The sequence below is a fragment of the uncultured Chryseobacterium sp. genome (assembly GCF_936933875.1).
GTDB lineage: Bacteria > Bacteroidota > Bacteroidia > Flavobacteriales > Weeksellaceae > CAKZIK01.
On sequence record NZ_CAKZIK010000022.1, the window covers coordinates 129,034 to 141,867 of the forward strand.

Below are 12,834 nucleotides of genomic sequence, written 5' to 3' on the forward strand. Positions count from 1 at the left end.
AAAGGTTTACTGATTTTTAATTTTTTTAACCCCATGAAAATCTTTCAGATAGAAAGGCTCAAAATACGCCACATCTTCAAAATCTTTTGCGTTAAATTTCTCTACCGATTTTTGCATTAAATATTTTGCTGAAGGATAGATTTCATTTTTGAATTCAGCATTAGTAACACTGATGATTTCCTGAGTTTTTGCAGCGCCGTCGCCAACAAAAAGAATTTTCTTTCCCGAAAGTTCGCTGAAAGAATTTTCATCCAACACCAAACTTTTCGTCTCCGAAATTTCTTGGCCAGTTTTACCATCGTAAATTGCAGTATAAACCTCCATTCTTCGTGCATCAATCAACGGAACAATTACGTCGAATCCTTGATTTACAAAAGGCTCTATCATCGTTTGCATTGAATTCACCGCAATAAGTGGCAGATTTAAACCAAAGCAAAATCCTTTCGCAGCAGAAGCTCCAATCCGTAAACCAGTGTAAGAACCCGGTCCTTTTCCGAGGCTTACCGCATCCAAGTCTTTCAGAGAAATTTCTGCGCCTTCCAGCGCCCACTCTACGAAAGTGTGCAAAGATTCGCTCTGCTTATAATTTTCGGAAACTTCTTCGCAAAGACACAACAGTTCTTTACCATCAGAAATAGCAACAGAACAGTTCTTGGAAGAGGTTTCGAGGTGTAAAATTTTCATCGTCCAAAATTAAGCATTTCTGTGGATAGTTCGCGGCTCGCTTTGTGCGCTTGGATAAATCGTGATGTCGGAAATTGTAACGTGTTTTGGTGTATTTACACAGTAAGAAACAGTATCTGCAATGTCTTCTGCCTTTAAGGCATCATAACCTGCGTAAACCATTGCTGCTCTTTCTTTATCGCCCTTAAAGCGTACTTCCGAAAATTCTGTTGCGACAGCTCCGGGTTGAACATTTGTAACTTTGATACCAAATTCTGTGAGTTCCAGACGCATCCCTTCTGAAATAACATCCACTGCTTTTTTCGAAGCGCAATACACCACACCATTCGTGTAGGTTTGACGTGCTGCAACAGAACTGATGTTCACAATATGTCCGCTTTTTTGAGCCTTCATCAATGGAATAACTTTTTTGGAAACATACAGCAAGCCTTTCACGTTTCCGTCCATCATTGCATCCCAATCATCAATGCTTCCTTCGGAAAGTGGATCCAAACCATGTGCGTTTCCTGCGTTGTTGATTAACACATCAATGTTTCGGAAATTCCCCGGAAGAGAATCTATTGCAGAACTTACCTCATCAAAATTTCGGACATCAAATTTCAAAGTATAAACTTCCGTTTGTAGAGAAAGTTCGTTTTTAATTTTTTCTAAAACTTCTGTTCTTCTGCCACAAAGAATCAGGCGGTTTCCCTGTTTTGCAAAAGTTTCAGCGCAGGCTTTACCAATTCCGGAAGTAGCTCCGGTAATGATGATGGTTTTCATTGATTTGTTTTGAATTTTGAAATAAAAAAATCGCTAAACTTTGATTTTTTCGAACCATAAATTTAGCGATTATTGTTTGTTACTGAAAGTGTTTATTTCATTTCTGAAATAACGTTTACAGCTTCCTGAAGATAAAGGTCTCTTCTAAGATTTTTTACCCAGTTTTCTGATTTTTTCTTGAAAGCTTCGTCGGTTTTTTCTCTTGTTAAATCACTTTGATAAAGTGCGAATTTCAAACTGTTGTCATATTTATCTAATGCACTGAATTTCTTAATCTGTTCTTTTCTTTTCTTCATCAGCTCATTAAATTTCGCCAAATTCAGCGTGATCGTTTCTTCTTTATCCAAAGCTTCCTTCCATTGTGCAGATTCGAGCAATAACTGATAATTTTTATTATTTGCCATCCTTGCCGCACTGGATTTTTCTAAAGCTCCGATGTTGAAGTAATTTAGGGGCTGGAATTTAACTGCCGGAATTTTATCCCATGGCAAAGCGTAATCGTCGTAACGTTCTCCAATTTCAGAATAGGTGAAGAAGTCTTTCATTTTAATGTCGGATTCAATCCCTTTTCTCTGCGTAGATTCTCCTGTAATTCTGTAGAATTTCTGAATCGTCAGTTTCAAAGAACCGAAATCGTCGTTGGTGTTCAAAAATCTGTTCAAATCAACAAAAGTCTGCACCGTTCCTTTTCCGAAGGACTGCGGAGAACCAACAATTACAGCTCTTCCGTAATCCTGCATTTCTCCTGCCAAAATTTCTGAAGCCGAAGCAGAAAGCTCGTTCTGCATAATCACCAAAGGTCCTGTCCAAAGAGGTGCGTTGGTTTTATTTCTTAAAGTTTGAATTTTGCCGTTGCCGTCTTTTACCTGCACGTAAGGCCCTTCATTCATGAATAATCCCATGATATCGCCAACTTCCGTTAAAGAACCACCACCGTTATTTCTTAAATCGAGGATAACTCCATCAATTTTTTGAGCTTTCAGTTTTACCAACTCATTTTTGATGTCATCTGATGCGTTTCTTCCTTTTGCATCTTCGAAATCTGCGTTAAATCCCGGTAAATTAATGAACCCATATTTTTTACCGTTCGGAGCATTTACAATAATTGATCTTGCAAAAGTATCTTCAATAGCGACTTCTTCACGAATCATTGTGACTTCCTTGATGGTTTTGTCTTTTTTCTCTACTGTTAAAGTAACCTGACTTCCTTTTTCCCCACGAATCAAACGAACGGCTTCATCAGAAAGCATTCCCACCACATTTACAGGTTCTTCGTTTGGTTTTGAACGCACTTTCAGAATTTTATCTCCTTCCGAGAGCTGTTTTGATTTCCAAGCCGGAGCTCCGATTGTTAAAGGTCCCAAATATAGATAGCCTTTTTTCTCCTGAATAATTGCCCCAATTCCGATAACTTTTCCTGTGAAAGAGGTATCAAAATCTTCTTTGTCTTTTGGAGAATAATAGTTGGAATGCGGGTCGAAAACTTCTGTATAAGCGTTCATATAAACCGTAAACCAATCCATTTTCTTTCTCTTCTTAAATCTTGTAAACGTATCTGTCACAAGGTCTTTCACTTCCTCCGTAGCTTTAATTCTTTTCTGCTCAGGAGTAAGATTGGGAACTTTAATGGTATCTTTCAGTTTATATTTAATGATAGAGTCTTTCTTCTTTTGCTGAGATTCCTGTTTTGCATTCAAAGACTCAATTTCCTGAAGGATATTGTACTTGATGTATTTTTTCCACTCGTTGTACTGCTCCTGTTGAGTTGCAGGAACTTTTTTCAGTTTTGGTTCCAAAATCAAAGTTTCATCTTCATTCAAATCAATGGGTTTGCTGAAGATGTCTTTGGTCATCTTATCAATTTCGTCCACTCTTTGGAAAAGTCTGTCCACAGTAAGTTTGTAGAACGCCAAATTTCCCTGGTTCAGATAATCATCCAGTTTGGTTCGATGTTTCGCAAACTCATTCATGTCACTTTGTAAAAAGTATCTTTTCGCAGGATCTGCCAATTCGAAATAATGCGTGTAAACTTCTTGCGAATAAGCATCATTAATCGGTTTTGGGCTGTAGTGAAGATAAGAAAGAGTGTTTTTCACGCTCACCATAATCGTCTGCATTTTCTCGTCGTCGTTTTGAGGAGAATTGAAGCAAAACATCAATGTAGTAAGCGGAATAAAGAGGAGTAATCTATTAAGTTTAAACTTCATATTTATTTTTTAATTATCAATGAGTTAACGATAAATCCGTTTTGTTACACGAATTTACAAGGAATCAAATTTAATACCTTATTTATTATGAAAGCTGAATTTTTGTCTAAATTTGTAAAAAACACTGATTTTTATGCAAAAACCACTCATATTAGTGACCAATGACGATGGAATTACAGCTCCCGGAATTCGAAATCTTGTAGAATTCATGAACGAAATCGGCGAAGTTGTTGTTTGTGCTCCGAACTCTCCTCAAAGCGGAAAAGGACACGCAATTACCATCAATTCTACCTTAACTTTTGAAGAAATAAATCTGGAAGGTCCACAAAAAGATTACGCTTTAAGCGGAACTCCTGTCGATTGTGTGAAGTTCGCTTTGGATAAACTATTGACGAGAAAACCGGACATTGTAGTTTCGGGAATTAATCACGGTGCGAACTCCTCCATCAATGTTATTTATTCGGGAACGATGTCTGCTGCTGTTGAAGCTGGTGTTGAAGGACTTCAGGCGATTGGTTTTTCTTTGCTGGATTTTGCGTGGGATGCAGATTTTACCCAAGCCAAAACACACATTCAGCATATTGTAAAAAAATGTCTCGAAAAGCCGATGCCGAAAGGAATTGTGCTTAATGTAAATATTCCTAAACTTCAAAAATCTGAAATTAAAGGAATCCGCGTTTGTAAACAGGCCGATGCAAAATGGGAAGAAAGTTTTGATGAAAGAGTAAATCCTCACGGAAAAAAATACTATTGGCTTTCCGGCTATTTCAACAATATGGATACCAGTGAAAATGCTGATGAAGTAGCTCTTGCAGAAGGTTATATTTCTGTTGTTCCGGTAAAGTTCGACTTAACGGCACACGAATATCTTCAGCAATTAGGGGAAGAATTGAATTCATAAAAATCAGGAAGTTAGGAGGCGCTTTGTTCTGCGACAGAAGATATAATACGGTTTTCACCTATCATAACGGTGCAGATTCTTATTACGCTGCAAGAGGTTTCCGTGCATTGATAAAAATTAAAAAAAATTAATTGAAACAATAACTATGTCCGAAAAAAGAACAATTGAATGGTTTCTCCGGCTGTCCTTAAGTGCCGGATATTTTTCTGATGTTGCAGACCGTTTCGGAGTTTGGCCCAAAAGAATGTCTACCTGGGGAAACTGGAACAATTTTATAGATTACACTCATACTTTAATGCCTTTTCTTACGAGGGAAATGGCCAATATTGCAGGTTTGGTAGCGACGTTAATAGAAATTTTTCTGGCGGTTTTGCTTTTAACCAATTATAGAACTTCCATTTTTGCAAGAATAAGCGGTTGTTTATTGCTGACTTTCGGGATTTGTATGGCTGTTTTCATTAACATCAAAGCGCCTTTGGACTACTCGGTTTTCATCGCAGCTGCTGCTTCATTTGCTCTGGCAGCGCTTCACAGAAGATAAATTTAAAACCACAAAAGGTACAAAAGAGTATGTAATGATTAACGTAATTCAAAAGATTGCATAAGTTTCAAATCCAAATTTTTCTTAGTTATCTTTAAGCAGAATTTCACTCACATTTCAAAAAAAGTAAAAACTTTTGTGTCTTTTGTGGTTAAACCCGGACTTTCGAGTTCGGCTTTTTTTTGTAATTTTCGCACCAGTTAAAATTAAAAAATGCGCATCGAATACGATATCAAATTAGGTTTCAAAGACGTGATGTTCCGTCCGAAACGTTCCACTTTAAAATCGCGTTCTCAAGTGAGTTTGGAAAGAACTTTCAAATTCAGAAATTCTGAAAAAACCTGGACAGGAGTTCCAATTATTGCCGCAAATATGGATACGGTTGGAACTTTTGAAATGGCCGTTGCTTTAGCGGAAGAAAAAATCATCACAGCCGTTCACAAACATTATACTGAAGACGAATGGACAGCATTTTTGAATTCACAACCAAAATCCATCTACGAATATATTTGTCTGAGCACAGGAACCGGAAAAGCAGACGAAGAAAAAATCAAAAATATTATTTCAAAACATCCTGATATTCAGTTTTTGTGCATTGATGTTGCCAACGGCTATTCCGAACATTTTGTAGAATTTGTGAAGAAAGCGCGCAAAAATTTCCCTGATAAAACCATTATTGCAGGAAATGTGGTAACCGGAGAAATGGTGGAAGAACTGATTTTGGCAGGTGCAGATATTATTAAAGTTGGAATTGGACCAGGTTCTGTTTGCACGACGAGAGTAAAAACCGGCGTTGGCTATCCTCAACTTTCCGCGATTATTGAATGTGCCGATGCAGCTCATGGTTTAGGAGGACATATTATTGGCGACGGCGGTTGCAAAGTTCCCGGAGATGTAGCGAAAGCTTTTGGTGGCGGTTCCGATTTCGTGATGTTGGGCGGAATGTTTGCCGGACACGACGAAAGCGGTGGTGAAATGGTAGAAGAAAATGGTAAAAAATACAAACTTTTTTACGGAATGAGTTCGAAAACGGCGATGGATAAACATTCCGGAGGAGTTGCTGAATATCGAGCTTCAGAAGGAAAAACCGTGAAAGTTTCTTACAAAGGAAAAGTTTCCGAAACCGTGAAAGATATTTTGGGTGGCGTTCGTTCAACCTGTACTTACGTTGGTGCGAGTGAATTGCGGGAATTGTCGAAAAGAACGACTTTTATCCGCGTTCAGGAACAGGAAAATCAAGTGTTTAATGATTGATAATTATAATCTTATAGAACAAAAATCCAACCGAAATTAGGTTGGATTTTTTATTGGAAAATTGTTTGACATAATTTTTCAGATGCGTTTTTCACTTCTTCATTCCAATCCGTGACGGCATTGTCATCCGCACCGTCGGAAATATATTTTAAACACAAAAACGGAATGTTTTCGCGCTCGCAAACTTTCGCCAAAGCAAAGGCTTCCATATCAATTACATTGTATTCCGGATTTTGATGTTCCATTTCAAAATTATCGCCGGAACCGCAAATTCCTTTTGGAAAATTTTCAAGATTCAAACCATAATTTAAAACCACCGGTTCGTTAGAAAATGGTGTTTCAAATTTTTGAAAACCCAAAGCTGTTACTTCCATATCCCGCTGAATAAATTCCGTGCAACAAACAATTTCTCCTTTTTTGAACTTCGTACTTCCAGCAGTTCCGAGATTGATGATAATATCGGGTTTCTGCTCTGAAATGGCTTTCATCAACTCATAAACAGCGTTTACCTTTCCAATTCCGGTAAAAATTTTGCGTTGTTCTTCAAAATGATTTCCGGCTTCCACTTTCATCGCGAACACGAACAATGGATTTGTAAATATTTGATTTTCAACAATTAAATTCATTTATCAAAAATAAAAAAAGGACTTTTGCAAGCCCTTTATATTTAAAATTTTTCGATGTTACGTCAACATTCCACCATCAACATTCATCACCTGTCCTGTAATGTAACCTGACATATCGCTTCCAAGGAAAACACAGGCGTTTGCTACATCTTCCGGTTGTCCACCGCGTTTTAAAGGAATAGCATCTCTCCAACCTTGTACCGTTTTTTCGTCTAATGCTCCTGTCATTTCAGTTTCAATAAATCCAGGCGCAATCGCGTTACAACGGATATTTCTGGAACCCAACTCCAAAGCAATAGACTTTGAAAAACCAATCACACCTGCTTTTGAAGCCGCATAATTTGCTTGTCCCGCGTTTCCTTTCACGCCAACAACCGAAGTCATGTTGATGATAGAACCGCTTTTCGCCTTCATCATTGGTTTAATTACTGCTTTCGTTAAGTTGAAAACAGAATCCAAATTCACTTTAATAATCGTATCCCAATCGTCTTTGGACATTCTTAATATCAGATTATCTCTGGTAATCCCGGCATTGTTTACCAGAATATCAATCGTCCCAAACTCTGCCAATACATCTTCTACCAGCTTTTGGGCAGCATCATAATCCGACGCATCGGACTGATAGCCTTTGATTTCTGTAATATTACTTAATTCTGATTCTAATGCTTTTGCTTTGTCTACAGAACCGGCGTAGGTGAATGCTATTTTTGCGCCTTCTTTGGCAAAAACTTCTGCAATACCTTTCCCGATACCTCTTGTTGCGCCTGTAATGATGGCAACTTTACCTTGTAATAATCCCATTTGAAATGTTAGATAAATTAATCTTTAAAAGACAAATATATGAAATCGCCATGATTTGGAAACCAATCACCCATGAAGAGGCGATTGTGCATGACTTCAGAAAAAATATAAATATGCCTATGAAAAAGTTTTATTTATTAAGTTCATTATGATATTCATTTTTAAGTGATTCAATTTTGTCTTTCAACTCTTTGCTGATTTTGTTTGGATAGTTTTTCAGTTTTTTGAGATTGAATGCAAGAATTATTGCAGAGATACCTGAAAAAATAAATGCCACAGCTGTCATAACAACCAGAGAAATTCCGGCTAAAACAGGATTAAGAATAAGAATAACAGACCCGATAAGGCCAAGAAAACTGATCAGCGCCAGATTCCCCCACTGCAAAACGCCATAGCTTTTGAGATCAAAGGCAAAACCAATCCCCTGTACAGAACGGAACATTAATGAAAATCCAACAAAATAGGGCAAAGCAACAAATGCCACCTGCGGCTGAAAAAATAATATAATCCCTACAAAAAGATCCAGCAAAGCACCTACCAGATACCAGCCCCAATTGTCCAGATTATCTTTGTTTTGTATTGCAAACACAAGTTCCATAATCCCGAAAACCAAAAATGACGCACTGAAAAACAGCACCAGAGACAGGTAAGTGGCTTGTGGAATGCTAAACATGTACAATCCCATAATCACCAGTAAAATACCTACAATTAAAGGTAAATACCAATGCTTAACTGTGTTTTTGATAGTTTTAAAAAATGTTGTTCCCATAATAATATGTTTTTGAAATTAAATTAACTCGTAGTGCATTATAAAAGGTTATTCATAACACAAAAAAATATCATATATTGTATGACTACCAATAGAATACACTATGAATAACCTAGATGCAATTTACGATTTTATTTTAAATGAATTAAGAAAATTAACCTTAAATGAAAATTTTTATTTTAAACCTATTAAACCAAAATTGAGTGATTTAGAACTTATTGCTATAAATATTTCTGCAGAATATTTATCATTAGATTCAGAATATCAGTTATTTAGATATCTTTTAAATTCAAAACTAAAAGGAATGATAGAAAGAAGTGTTTATAATCGCAGGAAAAGAAAACTCTTCTTGCATATGGAAAATATCAGAAAGATTATGGTTGATAGATTTTATGATATTGAAAGCATTTTTATTGTAGATTCAATGCCTTTAGAAATTTGCAAAAACGCAAGAGCAAACCGCTCTAAAATCTGTAAAGAAGATGAATTTTCATTTCCAAGCAAAGGATATTGTGCTTCTCAATCGAGTTATTATTATGGTTACAAATTACACGCTATATGTTCTGTTTCAGGAATATTTCAAAGTTTTGATATTTCTACTGCAAGCATTCATGATATCCATTTTTTGCAAGACATAAAGCATCAAATAAACAATTGCACATTAATCGGAGATAGAGGTTATTTATCAACTCAAGTACAAACAGATTTGTTCAATTATGCAAATATAAAATTAGATACACCTATGAGAAGCAACCAAAAAAATTATCACAAGCAGAATATATTTTTAGAAAATCAAGAAAGAGAATCGAAACGCTATTTTCTCAACTTTGTGACCAATTTAAAATCAGAAATAATTCTGCGAAATCATTTAATGGTTTTAAAACCAGAATCTTAAGTAAAATTACGGCTCTAACTTTTATTCAATTTGTAAATGTTTTTGTATTTAATAGAAAAATGAACAAAATTTAATTTAATAATGCACTACGAGTTAAATTAAGAATTATTCACCACCAGGACAATTTCTCCTTTTAAAGTTTTGCTTTTGGAAAAATCAATTAACTCATTGATTGTCCCGCGTTTTGTTTCTTCAAATTTTTTAGAAATTTCTCGACTTAAACTCACTTTGGTGTTGTCCCCGAAAAATTCTTTAATTTGCTCTAAAGTTGTGTTGATTTTATGCGGACTTTCGTAGAGAACAATGGTCTTTTTCTCTTCTGCAAGTTGCTTCAGTTTAGTTTGACGACCTTTTTTCTGAGGCAAAAATCCCGCAAAATAAAAATCGTGATTGGGCAATCCGGAAACCACCAAAGCCGGAACAAAAGCAGTTGCTCCTGGAAGACAAATCATTTCGATATTTTCTTCTGCACAGGCTTTTCCAAGCAAATATCCCGGATCCGAAATTCCTGGCGTTCCTGCATCGGTGATAATGGCGATATTTTGCCCGTTTTTCAAATCCTGAATGACTTTTTCCGTCGCAGTGTGTTCATTATGAAGATGATACGATTTTAAAGGCTTCGAAATTTCGTAATGCTTGAGCAAAATTCCGGAAGTTCTGGTGTCTTCACACAAGATGTAATCAACCTCTTTCAGAACTTTTACCGCTCTGAAAGTCATGTCTTCAAGGTTGCCAATCGGTGTTGGAACGAAATAAAAGATGCCGCTCATTAAAGTTCTTCAAACAAATTTTTACAAAACTCCTCCAAACTTGGGTCTCTTGCTCCCATTAAAAGCAAAACGGTGTTTTCATTCAAATGCGGACGAAGATTTTCCAATAATTCTTCACGATGCTCCACAAAATTGGCTTCTTTTCCTTTCGCTTTGATGTCTTGAATTAAATCATTAGCAGAAATATCTTTCACTGCAGTTCCTCCTGCGTAGAAAATTTCGCTCATCCAAATTTCATCCTGCGGACGCAACACATGGGAAATATCTTCAACAAAATCTTTCCTCAAAAATCTCGTCGGACCGTAACCATGCGGTTGAAACCACGCAATCACTTTCTCGGCCAAAGGTTGACAAGCCTTTATGGAAGCCGCACATTTTGCAGGATTATGCGCATAATCGTCAATAACCCAAACTCCGTTTTTTTGTCCGAGAATCTGATGTCGGCGATAAATTCCCTCATATTTCGACAAACTTTCCGCACAAATTCTCAAATCTACTCCGATTTGGTGCGCCACAGCGATGGCGGCAGTTGCGTTTTCCGCAGAATGTTGACCAATCGCATTCATTTTGAAAATTTGCCCGTTGATTTCAAAGGTTAATTCAAAACCTTTTTGGCTGAAATTTTCCACACTGAAACCAGCATTTTTATCTTCAAATCCAAAATCGTTTTCAGAATTTTCAGACAACGATTTCGCTAATGTATTGGATTGATTAACAACAAATAAGCCTTTTGTATTATTTTTAAAAGTTGTGAATAAATCAATCAATTCATCAATTTCCTGATGGTCTTTGTCTATATTTAAAAGCAAACCGATTTCTGGCTCGTACTGAACAACAGAACCGTCGCTTTCATCGGCTTCGATAATGAGCCAATCACCTTTTCCAACGGCAGCATTTCCGATTTTTCCTTCTTTGATAATTCTTGTTAAACCTGCTCCGGAAATAATGCTCGGTTCCGTTTTAGCATCCACTAAAATTTGGAATAACATCGCAGAAGTGGTTGATTTTCCGGAAGTTCCGGCAACTGCAATTGTTTTTTTACTTTTCGCGATCATCGCTAAAAGTTTGCTTCTTCTGATGATGGGAATGTTAAGTTCTTTCGCTTTCTGAACTTCAAAAACGGTGTCTTCAATAGCGGTGGAAACGACAATTAAATCCGTTTTTTCTGAAATTCCGCTTCCGTCCTGAAGAAAACAATGGATTCCTTCGGCTTCTAGTTGTTCTTTGGTTTTATTATATTCGTTAGGGTGAAAGTAGCGGTCGCTTCCTGAAACTTCCTTCCCGATTCCTTTCAAATACTGCGCAATCGCGCTCATTCCAACTCCAGCAACTCCGATAAAGAAGACGTTTTGGAAATCTTTTATACTTTTAATCATATTTTTTGTTGGGTGATGGATGTTTGATGATGAATTTTAAACTCCACTTACATAAACTTATTTTCTACCAAACTCCACAGTCTTTGTGCGTATTCATCAGCTTTATTCCACTCCTTTTCGTAATAGATATCGCTCAGATATTTTCTTGCATCTTCAATATCTTTGAAAGAGTTCAGCTTATCGATAGTGTGCTTTAACTCGTTTTCGTCGCCTTTAAACAGCACTTTTGTAAACGCAACTCTGTCATTTAAATCAAGCTTAAATTCCGGTTTCTTTTTCTCAGCTTCCATGAAATCGGTTGGAATATTGGTTTTCAACAAACTTCCGGAGTCTACTTTTTGTTCTTCTTCCAATTTTTCCAGCGGGTCTTCATCAAAAAGATTCTGAACAGAAGTTTTCAGACCTTTAATGTTGGCCAATTTGAATTTTTTATCGTGGTGATACTTTTCTTCAGTTTTATTTTCGAAAACAGGATTTTCATCTACCGCTTTTGTTTCGTGCTCTTTATTGAACTCGACAATTTTTCGGCGTCTTTCTTCCTGCTCCTGGAATAACCTTTCCTTTTCCGCTATTTTTTCCGCGTAATGAGGGTCTTCATTTTCAATAACCATCGGGATTTCCTTTTCAGCAGGAATATTTTCAGCTTCAACCTTCTGTTCAACTTCTGCAACGGGTTCTTCAACTGCTTCAACTTGTGTTACAGGTTCAACAAGGATTTCCTCTTCAACAAAAGGTTCTTTCAAAGCTTCAATAACAGATTCGGTTTCTGCAACTGGCTCAACTTCATGTGATGGTTCGAAAACCGGTACTTCTATGATTTCTTCTGAAAGATCTTCTACCTTTTCAGTTACTGCAACCACTTCCTGAACATCTTCATTTTCAATATCATTCAATTCGTTGGTAAACATCACTTCTTCTTCGATAATGTCCTCTTCAAAAGGGTGGTCTTCCAAATGTTGAACAGACTCTGATTTTGCATTTACTTCGTGATTTTCAGTAATTTGTGATTGAATTTCAGTAATAAAACTTTCCTTATTTTTTTCTAAAAGTTTTAAGAACGCAATTCTTTCCGTTATTTCAGAAAACAAATCCTGCTTGTTGAGCAATTCTTCTTTTGTATTGATTTTTGCTAGGGTATCGAGAATATTTTTGGCTTCAAAAAATATTTTATCCTGTAAATCTTGAACGTTCTGCATAGTAGTCCTAGTTATTTTTTGCTTATTTTTGAACTTACAATATTACTGCTAA

At 36.5% G+C, this 12,834-nt stretch carries 12 protein-coding genes and 2 pseudogenes; 5 read left to right on the forward strand and 9 right to left on the reverse strand.

Annotated elements, in window-relative coordinates; all coding sequences use genetic code 11:
- Nucleotides 1-6: 6 nt before the first annotated feature.
- The 3 genes from tsaB to Q0252_RS03605 all read right to left on the reverse strand — a co-directional run bounded on the left by tsaB (nt 7) and on the right by Q0252_RS03605 (nt 3,659).
- Nucleotides 7-684: a tRNA (adenosine(37)-N6)-threonylcarbamoyltransferase complex dimerization subunit type 1 TsaB gene (gene tsaB / locus Q0252_RS03595; protein WP_297983911.1), complete on the reverse strand. Its 678-nt coding sequence runs from the start codon at nt 682-684 to the stop codon at nt 7-9.
- A 9-nt stretch (nt 685-693) separates the two neighbouring features.
- On the reverse strand, nt 694-1,446 hold the full coding sequence (locus Q0252_RS03600; protein WP_297983912.1) for an SDR family NAD(P)-dependent oxidoreductase: 753 nt from the start codon (nt 1,444-1,446) through the stop codon (nt 694-696).
- Between the two features lie 92 nt (nt 1,447-1,538).
- Entirely contained in the window at nt 1,539-3,659 is a 2,121-nt protein-coding gene (locus Q0252_RS03605) for a carboxy terminal-processing peptidase (RefSeq protein ID WP_297984053.1), read from the reverse strand.
- A gap of 127 nt (nt 3,660-3,786) precedes the next feature.
- Here Q0252_RS03605 and surE point away from each other — a divergent pair, with 127 nt between their 5' ends.
- The 4 genes and pseudogenes from surE (at nt 3,787) to Q0252_RS03625 (ending at nt 6,349) form a co-directional block, all read left to right on the forward strand.
- Nucleotides 3,787-4,554 (forward strand): 5'/3'-nucleotidase SurE, encoded by a 768-nt coding sequence (gene surE / locus Q0252_RS03610; RefSeq protein WP_297983913.1) that lies wholly within the window; start codon nt 3,787-3,789, stop codon nt 4,552-4,554.
- A 2-nt stretch (nt 4,555-4,556) separates the two neighbouring features.
- Nucleotides 4,557-4,685 (forward strand): annotated as a pseudogene (locus Q0252_RS03615) (DUF4256 domain-containing protein); the annotation flags it as partial.
- A gap of 14 nt (nt 4,686-4,699) precedes the next feature.
- On the forward strand, nt 4,700-5,095 hold the full coding sequence (locus tag Q0252_RS03620) for a DoxX family protein (protein WP_297983914.1): 396 nt from the start codon (nt 4,700-4,702) through the stop codon (nt 5,093-5,095).
- 213 nt (nt 5,096-5,308) lie between these two features.
- The gene (locus Q0252_RS03625; protein ID WP_297983915.1) at nt 5,309-6,349 is read left to right on the forward strand and encodes a GMP reductase; all 1,041 of its coding nucleotides are present in this window, start codon (nt 5,309-5,311) and stop codon (nt 6,347-6,349) included.
- Nucleotides 6,350-6,399: 50 nt separating this feature from the next.
- Here Q0252_RS03625 and Q0252_RS03630 read toward each other — a convergent pair whose 3' ends face one another.
- From Q0252_RS03630 to Q0252_RS03640, 3 genes are all read right to left on the reverse strand, one after another.
- Nucleotides 6,400-6,975, reverse strand: a complete 576-nt coding sequence (locus Q0252_RS03630) for a nucleosidase (RefSeq protein ID WP_297983916.1) — start codon at nt 6,973-6,975, stop codon at nt 6,400-6,402.
- Nucleotides 6,976-7,032: 57 nt separating this feature from the next.
- Nucleotides 7,033-7,776, reverse strand: coding sequence for a 3-oxoacyl-[acyl-carrier-protein] reductase (gene fabG / locus Q0252_RS03635; RefSeq protein WP_297983917.1), 744 nt, complete (start codon nt 7,774-7,776; stop codon nt 7,033-7,035).
- A 130-nt stretch (nt 7,777-7,906) separates the two neighbouring features.
- Nucleotides 7,907-8,545 (reverse strand): HdeD family acid-resistance protein, encoded by a 639-nt coding sequence (locus tag Q0252_RS03640; protein WP_239283586.1) that lies wholly within the window; start codon nt 8,543-8,545, stop codon nt 7,907-7,909.
- Between the two features lie 103 nt (nt 8,546-8,648).
- Here Q0252_RS03640 and Q0252_RS03645 point away from each other — a divergent pair.
- A pseudogene (locus Q0252_RS03645) lies at nt 8,649-9,514 on the forward strand (IS982 family transposase).
- Nucleotides 9,515-9,538: 24 nt separating this feature from the next.
- Here the strand turns inward: Q0252_RS03645 and rsmI are convergent.
- Genes rsmI through Q0252_RS03660 form a run of 3 tightly spaced genes read right to left on the reverse strand, consistent with a single transcriptional unit; the run spans nt 9,539 to nt 12,782 of the window.
- A complete protein-coding gene (rsmI, locus tag Q0252_RS03650; RefSeq protein ID WP_297983921.1) occupies nt 9,539-10,210 on the reverse strand; it encodes a 16S rRNA (cytidine(1402)-2'-O)-methyltransferase in 672 nt (223 codons plus the stop codon).
- Complete coding sequence (murC, locus tag Q0252_RS03655) at nt 10,210-11,586, reverse strand: Mur ligase domain-containing protein (RefSeq protein WP_297983922.1); 1,377 nt, start codon at nt 11,584-11,586, stop codon at nt 10,210-10,212. Before murC ends, rsmI begins: the two co-directional genes overlap by 1 nt.
- A gap of 47 nt (nt 11,587-11,633) precedes the next feature.
- Nucleotides 11,634-12,782, reverse strand: a complete 1,149-nt coding sequence (locus tag Q0252_RS03660; RefSeq protein ID WP_297983924.1) for a hypothetical protein — start codon at nt 12,780-12,782, stop codon at nt 11,634-11,636.
- Between the last annotated feature and the right edge of the window lie 52 nt (nt 12,783-12,834).